We start from the raw sequence: 21,687 nt of genomic DNA, 5'->3' as shown, positions 1-21,687 counted from the left end.
AAGGGTTGCAAACCCAAAGCGAGCTTTCATATGTCTACGCCAAAACCAGTCGTTCTTTGTATTCTTGATGGGTGGGGGCTGTCCGGCGACACTCAGGCCAACGCCCCTGCACTGGCTAACACCCCCACTTTTGATCGCTTGATGGCGACTTGCCCCAATGCCACGCTGATCACTCATGGGCCGGACGTGGGTCTGCCGAAAGGCCAAATGGGTAATTCGGAGGTTGGGCATACCAACATTGGCGCTGGCCGTGTGGTCGCTATGGACTTAGGTCAGATTGATCTCGCAATCGAAGAAGACACGTTTCAACACGAGGCCGCCCTTCAAGGCTTCATCGCAAAGCTGAAAGAAACCGGCGGCACTGCGCACCTGATGGGCGTGATTTCAGACGGTGGAGTTCATGGGCATATCACGCATATTGTTGCCGCAGCAAAAGCACTAAATTCAGCTGGTTTAGACACTGTTTTGCACGCAATCACCGATGGTCGTGATGTAGCACCCGCATCTGCGTTGGGCTACGTGGAGCAATTGGAGCAGCAGCTTCCGGAGGCCGTCAAGATTGTTACCGTTTCTGGTCGATACTACGCAATGGATCGCGATACTCGCTGGGAACGCGTAGCGCTCGCTTACGCCGCAATGATCCAAGGCAAAGGCGAGACCGCAGACAGCGCAAAGGCCGCCGTCGAGGCGTCTTATGCCCAAGATAAATCCGACGAATTCATCCTTCCATGCGTCATTGGCGACTACCAAGGTGTACAAGGTGGGGACGGACTGTTCTGCCTCAATTTCCGCGCGGATCGTGCGCGTGAAATCCTGTCTGCGATTGCTGACCCAAGGTTTGATGCTTTTGAGACGGCTCCTAGGCCAACGCTGGCTGAATGCCTTGGCATGGTTGACTACTCGTCAGATCATAACGCCTTCATGACAACCGTGTTCCCAAAGAAAAAGATCGACAACACTTTGGGCGCTTGGGTCGCACAACACGGATTGCGCCAATTCCGCGTGGCTGAAACCGAAAAATACCCGCATGTGACCTTCTTCTTGAACGGCGGCAAAGAGGTCCCCGAGGATGGCGAAGATCGGCACATGCCCAAAAGCCCGAAGGTCGCGACCTATGATTTGCAGCCCGAAATGTCGGCTGACGAGGTAACAGCTGATCTGGTGAACGCAATTAACGACCAATACGATCTGATCGTCGTGAACTTCGCCAACCCTGACATGGTGGGCCACACCGGCGATCTTGCAGCTGCGATTGCCGCCTGCGAAGCTGTAGATAAGGGTCTATCACATGCCATATCGGCCTTAGATGCCGTCGGCGGTAGCATTATCGTGACCGCAGACCACGGCAATTGCGAAACTATGATCGATCCAATCACAGGTGGCCCGCACACAGCCCACACCACCAATCTGGTGCCAGTAGTTCTTTATGGAGGACCCGAGGGCATTACCCTGAATGACGGTCGCCTCGCAGACTTGGCCCCGACGTTGCTCGAACTCATGAATCTTCCAAAGCCGGACGAGATGACCGGAGTGTCATTGATCAACGCATGAAGCAAATCCTGTTCGCCCTAAGTCTGCTGGCGTCGACCAGCACTGCAATCGCTCAAAGCGATCCAATTACGACTGCCAAACGGGCGAGCCAGATGCTCGACAACGCCGCCAATAGCCTTGTGGCTGCGCAATCTGCGTCCGACCGTGTAGGCGCGTTGACCGAGACAGTTCGTGCCTACGAGGAGGGCTTGTCCGCCCTTCGCGAGGGGCTGCGCCGCGCATCCATTCAAGAACGCAGCATCGCTTTGGTGTTTGAGGCCAAGCGTGACCGTCTGTCTCGCTTGTTGGGCATTTTACAAACAATCGGCACCTCGCCCGCGCCGCTGCTAATGATGCACCCAACTGGCGCGATAGGCACGGCGCGCTCTGGGATGATCCTAACCGAGGTCACGCCCGCATTGCAGAATGAGGCCTTGACCCTGCGCAACCAGCTAGAAGAAGTCCGTGACATTCGGAACCTTCAACAAAGCGCTGCAACTCAATTGACCCAATCCTTGGCACAAGTGCAAACCGCGCGTGCCGAGCTGTCTAAGGCAGTGGCCGATCGCGTTGAACTACCTAGAAGCTTCACAAGTGATCCTGACAAAATGCTCGCTTTGATTGAAAGCAGCGACACATTGCAGGGATTTGCCTCTGGATTAACGGACCTGAATCCGTCGGACCTCAACAACCCAGCTGATTTCGAATCTGCGAAAGGCAGCCTAACTTTGCCAGCCGCCGGCACAATACTGCACCGGTTCAACGAAACTGACGCCGCTGGCGTGACCCGACCAGGGATGGTGGTCGCCACACGCGCTCAATCCCTAGTAACGGCTCCGTGGCCTGCCACGTTGCGATATTCGGGACCGCTGTTGGACTACGGGATTGTCGCCATATTGGAACCCAGCAAAGGGTATTTGCTGATTCTGGCCGGTTTGGGCGAAACATTCGGCGAAGTCGGAGAAGTCCTCGATCAAGGTGCCCCGGTGGGCTTAATGGGCGGTTTAACACCCAATCCTGACGCTTTTTTGATCACAGCCGCCAAAGGTGGTGGCGGCAATCAGCAAGAGTCGCTTTATATAGAACTTAGACAAGGCAACGAACCGGTCGATCCGATCAGTTGGTTCGCCACCAATAAGGAATGACGTCCATATGAAAAAGTTTCTGATGGCAGCCACTTTGGGCACCGCCGCGAGTGTTTTAGTCACGACGCAATTCGCGGGGCCCTTGATCGCTCAAGAGACCAAGAAGCAATCAACCGTCTATGAGCAGTTGGATCTTTTTGGCGACATCTTTGAACGCATCCGCGCCCAGTATGTCGAAGACGTCGATGAGGCCGATCTGATCGAAGCCGCCATCAACGGCATGCTGACCTCGCTTGATCCGCATTCCTCCTACCTACCTCCAAAAGACTTCGACGACATGCGCACCCAAACATCGGGTGAGTTCGGTGGTCTTGGCATCGAAGTGACTCAAGAAGATGGCTACGTCAAAGTGGTCTCGCCCATGGACGGAACTCCTGCCGATGAGGCTGGCATGGAATCCGGTGACTTCATCACCACCGTAGACGGGAAAAGCCTACTGGGCCTCACATTGGAAGAAGCCGTGGAAATGATGCGCGGGCCCGTTGGGTCCGAGATCATCTTGATGGTCGTGCGCGAAGGCGTGGACGAGCCGTTTGAAGTGTCCATCGTACGTGACACCATCAAGTTGACCGCCGTGCGCTCTCGCATTGAAGGTGACTCCGTGGTTCTTCGCGTGACCACGTTTAACCGTCAAACCTACCCGAACCTGAAAGACGGGCTGGCCAAACAAATCGAAGAGGCCGGCGGCGAAGACAATGTGAACGGCATCGTTCTTGATCTGCGCAACAACCCTGGTGGCCTGTTAACCCAAGCTATCGCCGTATCTGACGCATTCCTTGAAGAAGGCGAGATCGTATCGACCCGCGGCCGCAACTCACGTGACAGCGAACGCTACAATGCAACAGAGGGTGATCTGTCTAACGGCAAGCCGCTTGTGGTTCTAATCAATGGGGGCTCTGCCTCCGCGTCGGAAATCGTAGCAGGCGCACTGCAAGATCACCGTCGTGCAGTCGTGATCGGCGAGAAAAGCTTCGGCAAAGGTTCTGTTCAAACCATCGTACCCGTACGCGGTGATGGCGCCATGCGCCTGACCACATCGCGCTACTACACGCCGTCAGGCCGCTCCATCCAAGCGCTTGGTGTTTCACCCGATATCATCGTGGTTCAACCTCCACGTCGACCGGATGAAGAGGTGAGTGAGGAAGAGGAAACACAACGCAACAACCGCTCTGAGGCTGATCTGCGTGGTTCTCTTTCCAACAACGACAACATCTCGGAAGATGAACGTGCCCTTCTTGAAGCGGAACAAAAGAAAGCAGAAGAAGTCGCCGCGCTGCGTGAGCAAGATTACCAGCTCGCCTATGCCCTTGATGTGCTGAAAGGCCTTAGCGCCTTGTCTCCCGCTGACAAATAAAGGAATGGGCGGGGTTATGACCCCGCCCTTCAATGACCATGACACCTGAAGAAATTTCCAAACTCCCCTACCGTCTGAACGTGGGCGTTATGCTGATAAAACCCAATGGACAGGTTTTCGCGGCACAACGTATCGATAGTGATGTCGCTGCATGGCAGATGCCCCAAGGTGGCATCGATGAAGGCGAAGAAGCAGAAGTCGCCGCGCTGCGTGAACTGGAAGAAGAAACGGGCGTTCCAAAGCGGTTGGTCACTGTTGAGGCACAGACCGATGATTGGATTCCATACGATTTACCGCACCATCTTGTGCCGAAGCTTTGGAAAGGCCGCTACCGCGGACAAAAGCAGAAATGGTTCCTACTTCGCTTCCATGGAACTGATGCAGACATCAATATTGAAACCGAAATACCCGAGTTCTCGGAATGGCGGTGGATGGATACTGAAACATTGCTCGGCAATATTGTGCCATTCAAGCGGGACGTTTACGCAAAAGTTATCGCGGCTTTTCAATCTCGGCTGTAAGGTCGCTTCATGATTAAAAACCTCACCACAGCGGCATTGGCATTAGCCATCGCCGCAGGTCCCGCCATTGCCCAATCCTGCGGGCCTACGCATCCTGTTGCAGCCTATAATGCGGTCGCCAAGGCTAAAGAGAGCTTTGTGATTTTGCATGGGGAGTTCGACTTTGACGTCTCAAGGGTTCCAGACGTAAATGCCCCGCCAACCATAGCACGTATCCCCACGGTGTTCACCGGCAAGCTTCTAACAGGAGCAGGATTTACCGATGAAGTGGAGGCACCAGTAACACTGAACCTCGATTGTGCAGGAGCATGGTGCGCACGCGTATCCCCAAAGGTCGATTATTTGGCATTTGTTCTTCAAACCGATAATGAGCTGATTTTCAATGTCGACCCATGCTATGCCTTCGCGTTCTCCGATCCAGAGGATCAAGTCATCGAAGCGATAGAGCAATGCGCAGCGGGCGGCGATTGCACGCCGAAGTAAGCTCACCTGAATGAAACGAAAAAGGGCGGGAACAATTCCCGCCCTTTCGCATTTGTTGTCAGCAGTTACTCCGCCGGAATCGCTTTGTCCTCAAGGCTAAGAGGCGCAGGGATATGGATCAGCATTTCCTTCGGGCAAACCTGCACGAAATTCGCCTTCTCCAGCTCCCAATCCTGCAAGATCCGAGCCGCTTTTACGCTACCGGTTTCACGCTCATGTTGCTCTATCAGGCCTTTAAGCTCAGCCTCCCAGTGATCCACGGTCACTGGGCAAGTTACCAGCGTCTCCATGTTCATCAGGGCATCGGTTTGGCCCTCTGGGTCGTATAGATAGGCCATACCGCCAGTCATACCCGCCCCGAAGTTCGCACCAATAGATCCAAGGATCACGGCCACGCCGCCGGTCATATACTCACAACCGTTTGTGCCGCAGCCCTCGATCACAACCTTAGCGCCCGAGTTACGAACCCCGAAACGCTCACCCGCACGCCCAGCGGCAAAGAGGTAGCCGTCGGTTGCACCATAAAGAACAGTGTTGCCGATGATTGTGTTTTGATCGGCCATAAGCGGGCTATCTTGTGTAGGGCGCACAACAATGCAGCCCCCTGACAGACCTTTGCCCACATAGTCATTGGCGTCGCCAAAGACTTCCAGCTTCAGGCCTGGCGCCGCAAAAGCACCCAGCGATTGGCCCGCAGATCCAGACAGCTTCACGGTCAGATGATCCGGTTGCAAATCATTGCGCATACCGAACCGTTGAACGATGTGGCTAGACGCGCGTGTACCAATGGTACGAAGCGTGTTTTGGACCGCGTAAGACAGCTGCATCTTCTCGCCGTCTTTAAAGAACGGCTGCGCGTCATTCACGATTTGCGCGTCCAGAGTATCCGGAACGGCGTTCCGATCCTTGGAGCGATCATAAACGATACGCTCCGCGCCATCGACGGTAATCAAAAGCGGGTTCAGGTCCAGATCATCTAGGTGGGCCGAGCCACGTGAAACCTGCGTCAGCAAGTCCGCACGACCAATAACCTCATCCAGTGACCGTGCACCGATGGACGCCAAGATTTCGCGAACCTCAGTGGCGTAGAATGTGATCAGGTTTACGACCTTATCAGCGTTACCAGTGAATTTGTCGCGAAGCGCTTCGTCTTGCGTACACACACCGACCGGGCAAGTGTTCGACTGACATTGGCGAACCATGATGCAGCCCATTGCGATCAGCGCAGCGGTTCCGATGCCGTATTCCTCAGCACCCATCATTGCGGCCATGACAATGTCCCGACCTGTGCGCAAACCACCATCGGTGCGCAAAGTCACACGCCCACGCAGGTTGTTCATGGCCAAGACTTGGTGCGCCTCGGTCAGGCCCATCTCCCATGGAAGGCCTGCGTATTTGATCGACGTCGCAGGCGACGCGCCAGTACCACCATTATGGCCGGAGATCAGGATCACGTCAGCTTTCGCCTTTGCAACACCGGCGGCAATCGTGCCAACACCAGACGCCGCAACCAGTTTAACCGTCACTTTACAGCGCGGGTTAATCTGCTTGAGGTCGTAGATCAGTTGCGCCAAATCCTCGATCGAATAGATGTCGTGGTGTGGCGGAGGCGAGATCAGCGTCACACCTTTGGTGGAGTGACGAAGGCGCGCAATCAGATCGGTCACCTTCATACCCGGAAGTTGTCCACCCTCACCAGGCTTAGCGCCTTGGGCAACTTTGATTTCCAGCTCTTCACAGTGGTTCAGATACTCGGCGGTTACACCAAAACGGCCCGACGCCACCTGCTTGATCTTCGCGGACGGGTTGTCGCCATTGGCTTCTGGTACGAAGTGCGCCGGATCTTCGCCGCCTTCGCCACTGTCAGACTTCGCGCCAATACGGTTCATCGCTACGTTCAGCGTTTTATGCGCCTCGGGGGACAACGCGCCCAAGGACATGCCCGGTGTGACAAACCGCTTGCGGATAGATGTGATGGATTCAACTTCATCAACCGAGATCGGCTCACCCAGAGTTTTGATATCTAGCAAGTCGCGCAGATGAATTGGCGGGTTCGCCTTCATTGTTTGGCTGTATTGCTTCCACATGTCATAGGACGCACGGTTACAGGCCGCTTGCAGCATGTGCATGGTCTGCGCTTCCCACGCGTGCTTTTCGCCGGAACGACGGGATTTGTAGAACCCCCCGATTGGCAGCACGGAAGTCTCCGCGCGCCAGCCAGCAGAGTGAACACCCGCAGCCTTAGTCTGGATACCGGAAACCCCAATACCGGAGATGCGCGACTGCATGCCTGGGAAGTACTCAGCAACCATAGCACGCGACAGGCCTACGGCCTCAAAGTTCAGACCACCACGGTAAGACGAAATCACCGATATGCCCATCTTAGCCATGATCTTCAAAAGACCCTGATCAATCGCGTTGCGGTACTTCGCAACCACCTCAGTCAAAGAGCCTTCAAGCAAGCCGCGTTCAATGCGGTCAGCCAGCGAGTCTTCGGCCAAATAGGCGTTCACAGTTGTCGCGCCACAGCCGATCAAAACGGCGAAGTAGTGGGGATCAATACACTCAGCTGAACGCACGTTCAGCGAGCAGAAAGTGCGCAAACCTTTACGTGTCAGCCAGCTGTGAACAGCGGAGGTCGCCAAAATCATTGGCATACCAATACGGTCTTCACTTTGACCTTCGTCAGTCAGCACAATGTGACCAGCGCCCGAACGCACGGCGTCCTCAACTTCGTTGCGGATGCGGTCCAATGCAACGCGCAACGCGCCCTCATCATTGGCGACATCAAACGTACAATCAATTGTAGCCATGTCCGCGTTAAACTGCTCAACAAGTTTATTGAACTGCGAGTTGCCAACGAACGGGCTGTCTAGAACCAGAATTTCTGTCTGCGACGAATCTTCATCCAACACGTTCTTCAAGTTACCAAAGCGCGTTTTCAGGCTCATCACGCGAAACTCGCGCAAGCTGTCGATTGGCGGGTTGGTCACCTGCGAGAAGTTCTGACGGAAGAAATGGCTCAACGGGCGGTACTTTTTGGACAGCACAGCGGATGGCGTGTCATCGCCCATAGAGGCAAGTGTTTCTTTGCCATCATCAGCCATTGGCGCAAGGATTTGCTCCAATTCTTCAATCGAATAACCAGCAGCGATTTGACGTTTGCGCAGTTCCGCACCCGTAAATTGCGCCTTCTCTTCGACGTCGAGCGTGATCTCTTCCAGATCGGTGATCTTACCCACCCATTCACCAAACGGCAGCGCAGCAGCCATTTTGTCTTTCAGCTCTTCGTCGTGGTAAAGCTTGCCTTTGCCCATATGTACGCCGATCATTTGACCCGGCCCAAGCGCGCCTTTTTCACGTACTGTTGCCTCATCAAACGGAACCATACCTGTCTCGGAGCCCGCGATCAGCAGGCCGTCACCAGTCACTGCATACCGCATCGGACGAAGGCCATTCCGGTCAAGACCCGCACAAACCCAACGACCATCAGTCATCGCCAATGCAGCGGGGCCATCCCATGGCTCAATCACTGAGTTGCAGTAGGAATACATATCCTGCCAAGCTTTGGGCATCTCAACCGCTTGCTTGGACCAAGACTCTGGCACCATCATTGTCTTCGCCATAGGGGCGGAACGACCCGCGCGCACCAGCACTTCAAACACAGCATCCAAGGCAGCAGAATCCGAAGACCCTGCAGGCACGATAGGCTTGATGTCTTCTGCACGATCCTCAAAAGCGCCGGACGCCATGCGGATTTCGTGGGACTTCATCCAGTTCAAGTTGCCTTTCAGCGTGTTGATCTCACCGTTGTGAGCCAACATGCGGAACGGCTGTGCCAACCACCATTGCGGGAAGGTGTTTGTCGAGTAACGTTGGTGGTAAATCGCAAACGCGGATTCAAAGCGCTCGTCCATAAGGTCGGGATAGAACTCCGCGACCTGCTCTGCCAGCATCATGCCTTTGTAAATGATGGAGCGGCAAGACAACGACGCCAAATACAGAGTAGGAACCTGCGCGGTCAATGCGGCCTTCTCAATCCGGCGACGGATCACGTAAAGCTCGCGTTCGAATTCTTCTTCCTCAACCCCTTTGGAGTTGGAAATTAGAATTTGCTCAATCTCCGGACGGGTTGCGTTAGCCTTCTCGCCCAGTACGCCCGTGTTCACTGGAACATGGCGCCATCCGTAGATGCGGTAACCCATCCTAAGGACTTCGGTCTCAATGATCGTGCGGCATGTTTCCTGCGCACCGTGATCAGTACGCGGCAAGAACACCTGCCCAACAGCAATAAGCTGTTCTTTATCTGGGGTGTGGCCAGTGCGCTCAATTTGGTCGTAGAAAAAGTTCACGGGGATCTGCACGTGAATGCCTGCGCCATCACCCGTTTTACCGTCAGCATCTACGGCACCACGATGCCAGATCGCCTTCAGTGCGTTGATGCCATTTTCCACAACTTTGCGGGACTTTTTGCCATCGACAGATACAACCAGCCCCACGCCACAAGAGGCGTGTTCGTCTTCGTCGCGATACAGAGAGTTCTCCGCCATCCAGCGGCGTTTCTCTTCCTCGCGGGCCACCCAGTCCTGGTCAAATGTGGTCATGCTAAAGGCTCCTCATCATGGAAGTATTCGTAGGGTTAACCGGCGTAGCCGCCATAATTAATTTGGGGGTCGTAACGCCGCTCAGTCGTTGAGAGATCTGGGGCGTTTGGACTTTCTGTGCGTTTCGAAATGCTCTTGCGCCAATGCGTATTCCGCATAATCCGCGCGCCGAATCCCGCCTGCACGTTGAACGACCTTGTTCACACGAATTGGGCGGCCGTTGATCGCTACGGTCACAATTCTGCGGAGCGTATTTGCCCCTTTGAGTTTGCGAACGAAGTTGTGGTCCGCGCCTCTGAATATGTAATGACGCAAATTCGGGGCGGTTGGAAACTGCTCCCAATGCATCTTTTCGTCGGGCGTATCCCCATGGAACATGTAGATTTGTGTTGGCGGTTTGGGCAACACATCCATCTGCTTGAACGGCCAATTGGTGATCTTTCTGCGAAAGAACTGCCAGCGATTTTCCTCCGGCATGACCTCCGGATGAACCGAATACTGAGGCGTAAAGCAGACGATCCGCTTCAATGGTATTTTGCGACCCAATACGAGCGCATTGAACGCGCCCATGCTCGTGCCAATCGCGATCACATTCGTAATCCTGTGATCCAGCACATAATCGCTGATTTTGGATACAACCAGATTCGACATGCCCTTGGCATTCAGCCAACTGCGCGAAATGTCCGTTACGCAGATGACATGATTGCGACCTTGCTGCGATGCAATGCCAACGAATTCCTTCGGTGGCCACTTGTCGCGCTCGTGCCCAACGCTGGTGAAACTGACGATCAAACGCGAGCTTTCGCCCACCGCGGATTCGATCCGAAGAGGGTGCTCGTCGTGCAGGAGCGAAAACTCCAACAGTTTCTTTTGGTCGCTCATAGATCACTCGGCTGCTACCTGCGCCGCCGCATTGATTTGATCCAAGATCGCATCCGCAGCTTCGCGCCCGTCACGAATAGCCCAAACAACGAGGCTAGCGCCACGTTGAATATCACCACAGGCATATACACCTTTCATAGAAGTCTCGTGAGTTTGGAAATCGGCCTTAACCGTACCCCAGCGCGTAACGCCTAGTTCCGGCACATCCCACAAGGTAGGCAACGCTTCCGGCTCAAAGCCCAAGGCCATAATGACAATGTCCGCGTCTTCAACATAGTCAGCTCCCTCGATTTCCTCAGGGCTTTGGCGACCAGACGCATCAGGTGCGCCAAGGCGCATTTTGGAAACCATGACACCTTCAACAGTGTCACCTTTGAAACCTTTAGGTGCGGTCAGCCAAACAAACTCGACGCCTTCTTCTTCGGCATTCGCAACTTCGCGCTGCGAGCCGGGCATATTTGCTTTGTCGCGACGGTAGAGGCATTTCACCGACGTCGCACCCTGGCGGATAGACGTGCGCAAGCAGTCCATCGCAGTGTCGCCACCGCCGATAACGACGACCTTTTTGCCTTCGGCGTTCAACTCACCGCTGTCGAATTCCGGGACCGCATCGCCAAAGCTCTTGCGGTTGGAGGCAGTCAAGAAGTCGATGGCACGGACGATCCCCTGCGCACCAACACCCGGGGCAGGCAACTCACGTGATTTGTATACACCTGTCGCAATCAAGATGGCGTCATGTGTTTCGCGCAATTCCGCAAAGGAAATATCCTCGCCAACATTGCAGTTCATTTTGAAGTTAACACCGCCCTGTTCAAGTTGGTCGATACGCTTCATCACCACATCTTTTTCCAGCTTGAAGCCCGGAATACCATAAGTCAGCAAACCACCTGCGCGGTCGTAGCGATCATATACGGTAACTTGCACACCCTGACGGCGCAAAACATCCGCAGCCGCCAGCCCACCAGGCCCAGCGCCAATGATGCCAACGCTCTCGGTCCGTTCACTCAATGGGGCAGCTGGCTTAACCCAGCCATTCTCCCACGCAGTATCAGTGATGTATTTCTCTACGGAGCCGATAGTAACAGTCCCGTGGCCCGACTGCTCAATTACGCAATTGCCTTCACACAAACGATCCTGAGGGCAGATGCGGCCACAAATTTCGGGAAATGTGTTTGTGGCTTGGGAAATCTCGTAAGCTTCTTGCAAACGGCCCTCTGCTGTCAGGCGGAGCCAATCAGGAATGTTGTTGTGAAGCGGGCAGTGCGATTGGCAATATGGAACGCCACATTGGCTACAACGGCTTGCTTGCTCTTCCGCTTTGGCAGTCGCGTATTCCGCGTAAATCTCACCAAAATCCTGCGCACGCAAATTAGGTGGCCGCTTCTCCGGCATATCCCGATCTACATCCACAAACTTCAACATGCGCTGTTTAGCCATTTCAATTCTCCCGATTTGAAGTGCCTCTCTAATTCTACTCGCGCAGAAAGAAAAGTAACTTATACTGACCTATTAATTCTTTTTACCCGTACAAGTAAGCAAAAAGTGCTCACTCCTCCAAAATAAAGGTCAATACTAGTTACCTACTTATGTTCTTCTCATTTATTTTCCTGCCATTAGGTTGAGGAAAAATGATTCGAGGCAAAGCAGATGTCCCTATTCCAACTCATACTCGTTGCCTTGATCCAAGGCCTGACAGAGTTTCTGCCCGTGTCCTCTTCGGGGCATCTGATTCTGTTGCCCAACCTCACGGGCATGGACGATCAAGGACAAGCCATCGACGTTGCAGTGCACATCGGAACACTGTTTGCGGTCATTATGTTCTTTTGGGCAGACGTCAAAATAGCCATCGGCGGGACTGGGCGACTACTTCAAGGCAAGGTCGACACCAAAGGCGCGCATCTGGCGCTGCAGTTGGGTATTGCGACAATACCAGTCATGATTTTTGGCTTAGTCCTCAAGCTAACCGGCCTTGATCAAGCGTTACGCTCCGTGACGGTCATTGGATGGACAATGCTAATCTTCGGGCTTGTGTTGTATTGGGCGGACCAAAAGGGGGCCACTACAAAGACGTCACCTGACTGGTCTATCAAAGATGCGTTGATCATGGGTGTTTGGCAGGCCTTGGCCTTGGTACCCGGGACGTCACGTTCTGGCGCCACCATCTCGGGCGCGCGTCAGCTTGGATACGCTCGCGAAGACGCCGCTAAACTGTCGATGCTTATGTCCATACCAACGATTATTGCATCAGGCGCGGTATTGGGCCTCGACGTTGTATCAACTGCCAATATACAACTTGCCAAAGACAGCCTAATCGCTGCGGTCTTTGCCTTTGTCGCCGCACTACTGGCGCTATCACTCATGATGCGTTTGCTGAAAACAGTCAGCTTCACACCTTATGTGATCTATCGCGTCTTCCTAGGGATTGGCCTGCTGGTATTCGCCTACTCGTGACCAGCCTTTAGGTTTTGAGCGGATTCCTTGATCGCATCATACTGACCGGACGGGCGGAAGCGCCAAAGGTAGTTAGGCAGGATCACTTCAAACGATGTGGCTTCAATACCTAGATCATCAAGACCTTTCGCATCCTCGGCCACCACATTGTCTTTGGCGAGATTGCGTACCTGATCTTTTGTAAGTGGACCGGAAATCAAACCGCCGCTTACCATCTTGATGATGTCAAACGTTCCACCCATAATGCGAGCTGCGAAGAATGGGACATTCAAGATCAAACGGCGGCGACGCACAACGTTAAGCATAGCTTGCGTCAATTCACGAAGTGTTCCGACTTCAGGTCCGCCCAGCTCATAAGTACCAGCCTCGGCCTGCCCAAGAACGCCCATAACCGCGGCGTGAGCAACATCGTCTACGTAGACGGGTTGGAACTTCGTATCGGCACCAACAATCGGCAGCACTGGCCCGAAGCGCGACATCGACGCGAAGCGGTTGAAGAACCCATCCTCAGGCCCAAACACAATTGATGGGCGCAAAATTACCGCTGTTGGGAAGTTCGCTAAAACGCCCTCTTCACCGAGGCCTTTGGTCGTAGCATATTCGCTATTGCTGTCCACGTCGGCCCCGATGGCCGAGATGTGTACCAGCCGACCAACACCTTCTTCAGACGCCAGACGCGCTACACGCTCTGCACCTTCATGCTGAACATCGTCAAATTTGTTTTTTCCAACAGGCGCCAAAATGCCCACGCAATTCACAACAGCGTCCGCACCAAGCAAGGCGTCACGCACAGAAGCGTCATCGCGGATGTTGCACAAAATTGGCTCCACTTGGCCGACCGCACCGTAGGGCTTCACGAAAATCGCTTCATTTGGACGGCGAACGGCAACCCGCACACGCCAGCCTTCTTTGGCCATTCTGCGCGCGATATAGCGTCCGACAAAACCTGATCCGCCGTAAATAGTGACGAGCTTCGACATGGTGTTCCCCTTCAAGGCTGGCTGTACTCGGTTTACCGAGCCAAATTTCGTCAGACAAGGCGCTTTTCGCGTATCTCACCCCTAGCCTAGGGATAATTCGCAACAAACATTCGATTGAGCAGCCGAATCCCGTTGACACCTGCCCTTCACAGACCTAATCACCGCCCACCAATACCTGTGCCCAGGTGGCGGAATGGTAGACGCGCCAGCTTCAGGTGCTGGTGTCCTTATGGACGTGGAGGTTCGAGTCCTCTCCTGGGCACCAATTATTTGATTTATTTAATACAAAATCTATATGTTAGATTGAAAGAACTTCAGCGAACCCCATCGTTAGCCCCATTTGGAAAAGCTGTTGAATATCCCCCCAACGCCAAGATGAGCACCCATCCTAACTTATGCTGCGTACCATACCTCGCCTTAGATGCCTTGCACTTCAGTGGTGTTGTTTATGGCAAGCATCGGCAGGATAGCAGACAACAACTCAATCGCGACAAACGACGATGGGTTGCGAACCCTAGCGAGCACGGCATTCACTTGCTCCTCGTCATAGTCAGTCTCCTTTGGTGCAGTAAATGCTCTCAAAAAGAGCGGCATCAAGCCGCGACGGGTCCAGATCGGGCCGATCTGAGCCTGTCCAAACATTGTAAACAGCCGAAGAACAGTCGGTCGCCGCTGTATTACGTGCCTGTTGGCATGAATGCCGAGACACAGGAGCTGGTGACGAGATTGAGCCGGCGTTCACGCATAAAACACTTGAAAGGTAACTCAACCAAAGTCAGTTGAGCGATACAATGAGACAACAAGTTTGAGACGCTAAGACAATAAGTGATGGTTTTCACTCATCTAAAACATATCTAGTGTAAGGGTTATCTCAAGAGATGTTTAACTCTATTTCATGGCAATCGTGATGGTGGTCAAACTCACCGATCTGACGTCCGTGTTGGAACAAACAATAGAAAGAATGGCCGATGGCGGACGCTACCAGTATTGATCAAGTGGCCGAAAAAGAAGAAAAGCAGTCCACGGTCGAATTTTCTGTTTCTGGCGGGTTGCATGCCCGTCTGCGCGGTCTAAATGCGTCATTCGCTTTGACGTCCTACCAATCAAATATTCTCTACATGATTGGCCGGAATTCGAACGCCGGCATTAATATTCACCAGTCAGTGATGCCTCGCCCCATGGGTATCTCTGCAAATCAAAAGGGTGAAGACCCGGTCGGCATGACAATGACTGCAGGATTTCAGATTATGCGCTTGGAAAACGTACTTGTCGGAGATCAATTGGCCAACAAAAAATTCGACAAATGCTTTGCGCCACGAATTACCTATGTGACGGGTGGGTTGGATGCGCATGATGTCGGCTTGGACCAAACGGGCCGTCCTGTTTTCGTGAACACCAGGTTCAATTGCCTTTGTGTTCCATCGGAAAAACACTCATTCGAAGAAATTTGGCGCCCACCATTCATTACCGAGATCGTTGATGAAGACCGTTGCCACTTGAATGGCTTGGCAATGGAGAATGGAGACCCAAGATATGCAACGGCTGTATCCAAATCCAACACCATTGATGGGTGGCGCGATAAGCGTGGAAACGGGGGGGTGGTCATCGATATTAAGACCAATAAGATCGTTTGCGAAGGACTCTCAATGCCGCATTCGCCTCGGATGCACAACGGCGAGTTGTGGTTGCTAAACTCAGGCAAAGGTGAACTTGGCGTCGTTGTATTCGACAAAAAAGGCAAAGGCCGTTTTGAACCACGTGCCTTTTGTCCGGGTTTCTTGAGAGGGTTGAGCTTTTTGGGAGAACTTGCTTTTGTCGGACTCTCGAAGCCAAGATACAAGAGATTTGAAGGTCTAGAACTCGACCAAAAGCTCGCCGACGCAGACTCAGAGCCATGGTGTGGTGTTCAGATAATTGACCTTAGCAAAGGATCCTGTGTGGATTGGTTCAGAATCGATGGAAATGTATCAGAAATTTATGACGTGGAAGTCATACCAGAAACTTTCTGCCCTATGGCCGTTGGGCCAAATTCTGACGAAGTAAGATCCTTAATCACATATGAAGGGATGAGGGTGGCGAAGTCTTGATTTGACTATGCATGCCGAAAGTAAAAGGTTGGTACTGCCAGATTATTTCGAAGCGTTACGCGACGTAGCAGCTAGACTCAGGCTATCATCTAAGTGATGCTTTCTACCCATTAGCTTAAAAGGAGTAGTGCCACAGGATTTCAACACACAGTTATACTTTTCGACAACGGCGTTCATGGAGCAACATCCTCGACGCATTGGCGGCGAAATTGCTCGCGGGAATGTAGATAGATCGAAGCCCCTGTAAACTATGCACTTGAAAAAGAGCGCACGAAGCATTTGTTCCGGCATGCCGATCCCAAGTATTTCGCTAGAAAGCTCTTACTACAGAATCCGAGTTCGCAAGGCATTCCCTCAAGTCACAGCCAAGGGCGGTATTGGATAAGGTTCCTGATCAAAACAGTGCATATTCAAAGTAGTTGTCTGAACGTCTCAACATTTTACTTTGATATGGTAAAATTGAGCTTCCGGGTGCAGTTAGGAAGTCAGGGTTTGTCGAGTCAACCTTGGCACTTTGACGCATTTGATGTTAAGGAATAAGGGAGTACATGAAAATGCCAATTTCTGAACGCATAACAAAGTCCAATTGCCAACCCAAGAAGACGGAAGTACGGCCGTTGACATTTGACAGCACTTCTTTCGCTGGCCTAGACCCGTTCGAAGCGATGAATGAATTTAGTCAGGGTCTATATAAGTACTCGGCCCATGCATCTCGTGCAGATAGTTCAGAAAATCCATATTTACGACTTAACGCGTGGCTTCTTGGTGACGTTGCTGCCGCAAGCTTTGAACACTCCGCAATGACTGTGGATGGGTTGCACAACATCAATCCAGAATTGCAAGATCACGTTATGCTACGCATTGTTAAAAAAGGGAACGTGCCCTTGCGAAGCGGCGACGATGAAACGCTGATGGTCCCAAAAAAACTCTATATCTATCATCCCAACAATGAACTTTCCCCGGGTCAGGAAGGGGCTTCAATTGGGCTGCGATTGCCGCGACACGCGATCAATTACAATCCACCAAACCACCATCGTATTTTAACCTTTGAGGCTGACAACCCCATTGGATGTGTCGTCAGATCGGCAATCGATTCATTGCTTGGCCAACTTGAAAAAACCTCCAGAAACCAAGCGCAAATCTCCGGTCAGATGATTTGTAACTTGGTGCGGATGTTGTTGAGTGCAACAGAAGTTGACGAAGAAGCCTACACGGATTGGCGTGCTGCACGACATCGATCAATGCGTGATTACCTTCTTGAAAACCTCAATGACCCGAATATCGGCACGGCGCAATTGATGACACGATTTGGGGCGTCTCGCGCCACTATCTATCGTTCGTTTTCTGATGATGGCGGTGTGATGAATTTTGTTAGAGATCACCGGTTGAAAGTGATCGATCGCGAGCTGCGTCACACGCCATATAGTTATGGATGTGTAAAGCGCATCTCCGAACGTTATGGTTTTGTGGACCAAAGTGTTTTTACAAAGTCTTTTAGACAGCATTTTGGATACAGACCAAGTGACGTGGTTGGCATGGAGTGTCTCAAGTTGGATAGTCATGTCATTGACGTAAAAACTGCATATAACGACATGCCAAAACTCGCGTCTTTTTGGTCTGCGGCTTGATGGCTGACACGCGCGGTTCGTGGCCTTGTTGATTTTCGCACACACCGTAATCTAATTACCGGCTAGGTCGTTAATGGCCGAATGAGACCTCGGCGTCCCCCTTACGGGAAAGTAAGCATCTTCTACCCCTCAAAGAGGTACGTAGTACTCCAGCTCTATACTTGTGATCTATCGCGAATTCCTTTGGATTGCTTCGGTTATTCGATGGATGAATATGTCAGCTATGTGAAAGGCGTTAGCACCCTATCAGAATTCCGTAGAGCGAATGCGCCCCCAACATAGGCCTCGATCGAGGCTCAGAGCCCATCACCATCAAATTCTGTTGGTGACCCGCTCATGGCGATCTCGTTATCGTAATTTATGTATCGAACTTGACTGTCATCATAAAAGCCACTGGCGTGTTACCACGTGCTGGTTTCGCCAACATCAAAAAAACTAGTGACGATTCTTCCGTTACCAATCGCCCCAAAGTTCACCAAATCGCTCGTTGTCACCGACCGCATCACAGAAATCTCCGAGCCAGCAGCACCGCCGCAGAGGTCATCAATCCCGTCATAACATACACCGATAAGGCCAGGGGAAATGACCACCAGGTAATCAGTGTTATCACTGCGCAAATAAAACCAATAAATGTGGCGACAAGACACACGGCAGCGGCATCAAGCTCCTCGTCAGCCAAGCGTATTTGTAGCAGATCTTCTTCCCTGATCTTCTCTTTTTGAGTCAGATCGGTTGTTTTCCGACGCGCTCTGCGGTTCATTGTGTTGGTATCTGACATATGTGTTTATTCCATGCCTCTAGCTTGACGGGTTCACGCGGGTGGTGTCCCACCCCCACGTTAGCCAAGACAATTTACCAATATTTTTCAGTCGTTAAACGTATCATCATACGATCTCTGCAGCGTGTCATTGACCCAGCGTCTCGACTTTTGACTAACTTTGTTGATGCGTTTAAAGGCTGCAGCCCCATGTGCGTTGTGCGGTTCAGGGTTTTTGATGGCGATGGCGGTTTCTGTTCTCTATGTCTCAAATTTGCGGCTACACAACTGGCAATCAATGGTGTTTTTGTAACGACCGACTTGGGCCTCAACACGAGAGCGCAGATTGTAACCCGAGGTCTTTTATCAAGAGCTGATCGACTGTGTTTGGCAATGTGATCGATGTGTTCGTTTCGCAAGGCTCTCTTTCCATAAGCCGGATTCTTCAGCGGGGGTATGCTCCGGCGCGCGCCAACTTTAAGCGTTGGGCTCGTTACAAAGTCATGCGCATCGGCAAAAACACCTGTGTAGCGCAAACGAACCGTATTTGTGGGGCCGAGACCCGCCCGGCCTGAAGTCCCGCGACCCAACCACGGTCCGCGTTGACATCAGTGTCAAAAATATACCCCGTGTGCAGGCCATAGTACCCTCCGGCTGTGCCACTTGCATCGCTTCTGAAGGCCCCTCCAACCAATTGCCCCCAGATAGAAGCCGCGTTTTCACCGGCGGATTGTGCGAAAGCCGCACGACTTTCCACAGGGTCCGCGAAAGTTTGAGCCGTCGTTTGGGCCAATTGATCCATTGCAGCGAAGCTCGTAGCGTCTACGTGATGGACCACGTTGTCATCCACCAAAATGGCACCAGATCTTGTCGTGATTTTACCGGCATTTCCACCCACAAACTCCACGCTGGCGTTCAGCCCTGTTCCAAATAGGTGATGCCACCCGTACCTTGAATGCCAATCTCGGATGCATCTGTGTCTAAGGCGTGGATCAGCCCAGAATTCACGATGGTACCACTATCTTCGGTGCATAGATTCCACTGAAGAATCCCGAATGCTCCTCTGTCACGCGTTATGATTGTAGCGAAATTATCTTGCACGTCATCAGAGCCAAAGTGAGACATCCCATACCAAAAAAATATCAGATGTTTCGATCATGACGTTGCCGTTCCCTGTCGCAGTCAAGGCGCTACCATCATGAAGCTCGGGCGCCCCTGCTACATTTACGTTTCCGTGATTAATCAGAGTATTGCCCTCGCCAGTGGCAACAACCGCATCGCTTGACCAATCTAAAGGGGCCAGCTCGTGTGGTAAGTTTAATCTGCTCCATTACATTACCAAGTAAACTGACCACCCAATTTGATCTCCAAGCCATAATTGTCCGAAGCATTCTCTAAGGCACCTGTAAAGTTCGTCTGCATGAATACAGACATGCGGTCATCATCGACACTGCGCATATACCCCAAACCAACCTCAAATGACTTGCCTTCCAAACGGCTTTTGAGAGGCGAACCCGCGATTAATACGTCATGCTCAGCGCCTTGTTCAAAGTGAAGATTACCGAAGATCGAAATCTCCTCTCTTTGGAGGCCTGAAGCTGTTTCCCACTCAGAAATCTTGTCTCCAGAAAGGCCCATGCGCAATTTTAGGCTGTCGGTCTGATTGGATGAGACCAGAAGGCCACTGGAGTCGATGAAAGAGTCATATTCGACCGATGAATATGCCAGCTGCACAGAAGGCGTTAACACCCAATCAGAATTCTGCAGAGTGATCGCTTGTCCGAGCTCAATTGCGGCGGAGAACCCATCACCACCAAATTCCGTTGGTAGCCCAGTCGTGGTTATCTGGTTATCGTAGTTTATATATTGAACTTGACCGTCAACATAAAAACCACTGGCGTGTTGCCACGTGCTGGTTAAGCCAACACCGAAATAATTTGTATCGAGACTTCCGTTACCAGTCGCCGATGTGATGTTCGCGTTTGCCTCACCATAGAACCCGTTAAGCCCAAAGCTGAGCCGCGCATCGGTCCCCTCGTAGGCCAAATATTCAACCCCTGCCCTTAGACTGAAGTTCGTCACCTCAGCATCATAGTTCGTCGCTGAGCTCTCTGGCGTAAATTTATCATGGCTGTTGGCAAAATGTATCCACGTATGACTTGGCATCGCTGTTTCAGCAAAAGATACATTGCCACGGCTAACATCAGGTCCTCCGAAGAACTCTCGTTGCTTCAAACGTTCGCGCAGTGGAGCAAGTTCGTTCAACGACAACAAAGTGAAACCAATAGCCTCTAGGCCAGCAGTCTCTGCTACAAAGTTGTCATTACTTTCAAGGACAAAATCAGAACCTTGTTGTTCAAGATCGTACAAGAACACGCCAGACCTTACTGGTTGTGCCAACGCAAAACTATCTGAAGACGCATCGCCACCCACGTTGACCACAACAACATCATTGCCTGTGAGGGTGCCAGAAGAAATATCATTCAGTGCGATTGTCGTTGTATCCCCAGTCACATCTCCCGTCACCGTAAACAAATCACTAATGTCTGTGGCGAAATCAACATCAACACTGATCAGACCACCGCCGGAAAAGTTACCAGCCAGTATAAATTCATCACTTGCTGAATTGTTCTGGAAGCTAAGTTGCGTTCCCGCGTTCAGCGCGAAACGACCCGTGGTCAGGCTGGAATCGGCAAACGAGACGGCAGAGCCACTCGCCAAAGCAATTTGCTCCCAACCAGTTAGGTTTGCACCTGTTAAGACGCCAGACACGCCGTTCAGGTTAAGTGTATCAGAAAATCCATCAGCATCAGACACATCGTCGCCACCATCAAGACTAGTCACCGCGCTGAAATCGCCACCATCGAACGTCAGCGTATCGCTACCACTTCCCAGTTGAATTGCACCGCTGATGATAGCGCCCGAGCCTACCGTGATAACACTATCCGAGTAGGTGTTTCTGATCGCAAGACCAGAAACCGCACTCACCGTGGCACCGGAATTCAGCGCTATTTCGGTCAAAGATCCAATCGTACCGTCGGTATCGATACCGGCACCAGTGCCGCCAGAAACAGCCCCAGAAACGGTAATATCAATATCGCCATCAGATGTGGTTGTGGCAGATACACCAGAAGTATAGCCCGAAACGCTGCCGTCGGTTGTATCGACTGTGATGCCGCCGCCGCTTGCAACGGCGTAGATGCCATCACTGGTCGTGCTGGTGACGTCGCCGAGCGCGGTGTTGCCGCCAATATTGATGCTGCCC

At 52.3% G+C, this 21,687-nt stretch carries 16 protein-coding genes and 1 tRNA gene; 9 read left to right on the top strand and 8 right to left on the bottom strand.

Annotated features, from left to right (window positions below; translation table 11 throughout):
- The first annotated feature begins 30 nt into the window (after positions 1-30).
- Genes gpmI through ABJN86_RS07590 form a run of 5 tightly spaced genes read left to right on the top strand, consistent with a single transcriptional unit; the run spans position 31 to position 5,033 of the window.
- Positions 31-1,551: a 2,3-bisphosphoglycerate-independent phosphoglycerate mutase gene (gene gpmI, locus ABJN86_RS07610; protein WP_348366001.1), complete on the top strand. Its 1,521-nt coding sequence runs from the start codon at positions 31-33 to the stop codon at positions 1,549-1,551.
- Complete coding sequence (locus ABJN86_RS07605; RefSeq protein ID WP_348365999.1) at positions 1,548-2,675, top strand: peptidase M23; 1,128 nt, start codon at positions 1,548-1,550, stop codon at positions 2,673-2,675. Before gpmI ends, ABJN86_RS07605 begins: the two co-directional genes overlap by 4 nt.
- A gap of 7 nt (positions 2,676-2,682) precedes the next feature.
- Positions 2,683-4,029 carry a S41 family peptidase gene (locus ABJN86_RS07600; RefSeq protein ID WP_348365998.1) on the top strand — a complete coding sequence of 449 codons (1,347 nt, stop codon included), beginning with the start codon at positions 2,683-2,685 and terminating at the stop codon, positions 4,027-4,029.
- A gap of 38 nt (positions 4,030-4,067) precedes the next feature.
- On the top strand, positions 4,068-4,550 hold the full coding sequence (locus tag ABJN86_RS07595) for an RNA pyrophosphohydrolase (RefSeq protein WP_348366912.1): 483 nt from the start codon (positions 4,068-4,070) through the stop codon (positions 4,548-4,550).
- A gap of 9 nt (positions 4,551-4,559) precedes the next feature.
- On the top strand, positions 4,560-5,033 hold the full coding sequence (locus ABJN86_RS07590; protein WP_348365996.1) for a hypothetical protein: 474 nt from the start codon (positions 4,560-4,562) through the stop codon (positions 5,031-5,033).
- Between the two features lie 65 nt (positions 5,034-5,098).
- On the opposite strand, the gene gltB is transcribed toward ABJN86_RS07590, so the two are convergent.
- From gltB to ABJN86_RS07575, 3 genes are all read right to left on the bottom strand, one after another.
- The gene (gltB, locus tag ABJN86_RS07585) at positions 5,099-9,637 is read right to left on the bottom strand and encodes a glutamate synthase large subunit (protein WP_348365995.1); all 4,539 of its coding nucleotides are present in this window, start codon (positions 9,635-9,637) and stop codon (positions 5,099-5,101) included.
- Between the two features lie 81 nt (positions 9,638-9,718).
- Positions 9,719-10,519, bottom strand: a complete 801-nt coding sequence (locus tag ABJN86_RS07580; protein WP_348365994.1) for a hypothetical protein — start codon at positions 10,517-10,519, stop codon at positions 9,719-9,721.
- A gap of 3 nt (positions 10,520-10,522) precedes the next feature.
- Positions 10,523-11,956, bottom strand: a complete 1,434-nt coding sequence (locus ABJN86_RS07575) for an NAD(P)-dependent oxidoreductase (RefSeq protein ID WP_348365993.1) — start codon at positions 11,954-11,956, stop codon at positions 10,523-10,525.
- A gap of 210 nt (positions 11,957-12,166) precedes the next feature.
- Here ABJN86_RS07575 and ABJN86_RS07570 point away from each other — a divergent pair, with 210 nt between their 5' ends.
- Entirely contained in the window at positions 12,167-12,970 is an 804-nt protein-coding gene (locus ABJN86_RS07570; RefSeq protein WP_348365991.1) for an undecaprenyl-diphosphate phosphatase, read from the top strand.
- On the opposite strand, the gene ABJN86_RS07565 is transcribed toward ABJN86_RS07570, so the two are convergent.
- Positions 12,961-13,950, bottom strand: coding sequence for a complex I NDUFA9 subunit family protein (locus tag ABJN86_RS07565; protein ID WP_348365990.1), 990 nt, complete (start codon positions 13,948-13,950; stop codon positions 12,961-12,963). The genes ABJN86_RS07570 and ABJN86_RS07565 overlap by 10 nt on opposite strands.
- A gap of 179 nt (positions 13,951-14,129) precedes the next feature.
- Between ABJN86_RS07565 and ABJN86_RS07560 the strand changes: the two genes are divergently transcribed.
- Positions 14,130-14,215, top strand: a tRNA-Leu gene (locus tag ABJN86_RS07560).
- Positions 14,216-14,367: 152 nt separating this feature from the next.
- Here the strand turns inward: ABJN86_RS07560 and ABJN86_RS07555 are convergent.
- The gene (locus tag ABJN86_RS07555) at positions 14,368-14,592 is read right to left on the bottom strand and encodes a hypothetical protein (protein ID WP_348365988.1); all 225 of its coding nucleotides are present in this window, start codon (positions 14,590-14,592) and stop codon (positions 14,368-14,370) included.
- 326 nt (positions 14,593-14,918) lie between these two features.
- Between ABJN86_RS07555 and ABJN86_RS07550 the strand changes: the two genes are divergently transcribed.
- Both ABJN86_RS07550 and ABJN86_RS07545 read left to right on the top strand, forming a co-directional pair.
- Positions 14,919-16,037 carry a TIGR03032 family protein gene (locus tag ABJN86_RS07550; protein WP_348365986.1) on the top strand — a complete coding sequence of 373 codons (1,119 nt, stop codon included), beginning with the start codon at positions 14,919-14,921 and terminating at the stop codon, positions 16,035-16,037.
- A 554-nt stretch (positions 16,038-16,591) separates the two neighbouring features.
- Positions 16,592-17,665, top strand: coding sequence for a helix-turn-helix transcriptional regulator (locus ABJN86_RS07545; protein ID WP_348365983.1), 1,074 nt, complete (start codon positions 16,592-16,594; stop codon positions 17,663-17,665).
- Positions 17,666-18,167: 502 nt separating this feature from the next.
- Here ABJN86_RS07545 and ABJN86_RS07540 read toward each other — a convergent pair.
- The 3 genes from ABJN86_RS07540 to ABJN86_RS07530 form a co-directional block, all read right to left on the bottom strand.
- Positions 18,168-18,443 carry a hypothetical protein gene (locus tag ABJN86_RS07540; RefSeq protein ID WP_348365981.1) on the bottom strand — a complete coding sequence of 92 codons (276 nt, stop codon included), beginning with the start codon at positions 18,441-18,443 and terminating at the stop codon, positions 18,168-18,170.
- Between the two features lie 472 nt (positions 18,444-18,915).
- Positions 18,916-19,329: a hypothetical protein gene (locus ABJN86_RS07535; RefSeq protein WP_348365979.1), complete on the bottom strand. Its 414-nt coding sequence runs from the start codon at positions 19,327-19,329 to the stop codon at positions 18,916-18,918.
- 428 nt (positions 19,330-19,757) lie between these two features.
- A partial coding sequence (locus tag ABJN86_RS07530) for an autotransporter outer membrane beta-barrel domain-containing protein (protein ID WP_348365976.1) occupies positions 19,758-21,687 on the bottom strand: 1,930 nt, incomplete at its 5' end.

It is taken from the genome of Litoreibacter sp. (genome assembly GCF_039974535.1).
Lineage (GTDB): Bacteria > Pseudomonadota > Alphaproteobacteria > Rhodobacterales > Rhodobacteraceae > Litoreibacter.
This window is presented reverse-complemented; position numbering and strand designations above follow the sequence as displayed.

What these genes read in the sequence shown, in the direction of transcription:
- gpmI (WP_348366001.1), top strand. Translation starts at nt 31, where the DNA reads ATGTCTACGCCAAAACCAGTCGTTCTTTGTATTCTTGATGGGTGGGGG.
- ABJN86_RS07605 (WP_348365999.1), top strand. Translation starts at nt 1,548, where the DNA reads ATGAAGCAAATCCTGTTCGCCCTAAGTCTGCTGGCGTCGACCAGCACT.
- ABJN86_RS07600 (WP_348365998.1), top strand. Translation starts at nt 2,683, where the DNA reads ATGAAAAAGTTTCTGATGGCAGCCACTTTGGGCACCGCCGCGAGTGTT.
- ABJN86_RS07595 (WP_348366912.1), top strand. Translation starts at nt 4,068, where the DNA reads ATGACACCTGAAGAAATTTCCAAACTCCCCTACCGTCTGAACGTGGGC.
- ABJN86_RS07590 (WP_348365996.1), top strand. Translation starts at nt 4,560, where the DNA reads ATGATTAAAAACCTCACCACAGCGGCATTGGCATTAGCCATCGCCGCA.
- gltB (WP_348365995.1), bottom strand. Translation starts at nt 9,637, where the DNA reads ATGACCACATTTGACCAGGACTGGGTGGCCCGCGAGGAAGAGAAACGC.
- ABJN86_RS07580 (WP_348365994.1), bottom strand. Translation starts at nt 10,519, where the DNA reads ATGAGCGACCAAAAGAAACTGTTGGAGTTTTCGCTCCTGCACGACGAG.
- ABJN86_RS07575 (WP_348365993.1), bottom strand. Translation starts at nt 11,956, where the DNA reads ATGGCTAAACAGCGCATGTTGAAGTTTGTGGATGTAGATCGGGATATG.
- ABJN86_RS07570 (WP_348365991.1), top strand. Translation starts at nt 12,167, where the DNA reads ATGTCCCTATTCCAACTCATACTCGTTGCCTTGATCCAAGGCCTGACA.
- ABJN86_RS07565 (WP_348365990.1), bottom strand. Translation starts at nt 13,950, where the DNA reads ATGTCGAAGCTCGTCACTATTTACGGCGGATCAGGTTTTGTCGGACGC.
- ABJN86_RS07555 (WP_348365988.1), bottom strand. Translation starts at nt 14,592, where the DNA reads ATGTTTGGACAGGCTCAGATCGGCCCGATCTGGACCCGTCGCGGCTTG.
- ABJN86_RS07550 (WP_348365986.1), top strand. Translation starts at nt 14,919, where the DNA reads ATGGCGGACGCTACCAGTATTGATCAAGTGGCCGAAAAAGAAGAAAAG.
- ABJN86_RS07545 (WP_348365983.1), top strand. Translation starts at nt 16,592, where the DNA reads ATGCCAATTTCTGAACGCATAACAAAGTCCAATTGCCAACCCAAGAAG.
- ABJN86_RS07540 (WP_348365981.1), bottom strand. Translation starts at nt 18,443, where the DNA reads ATGTCAGATACCAACACAATGAACCGCAGAGCGCGTCGGAAAACAACC.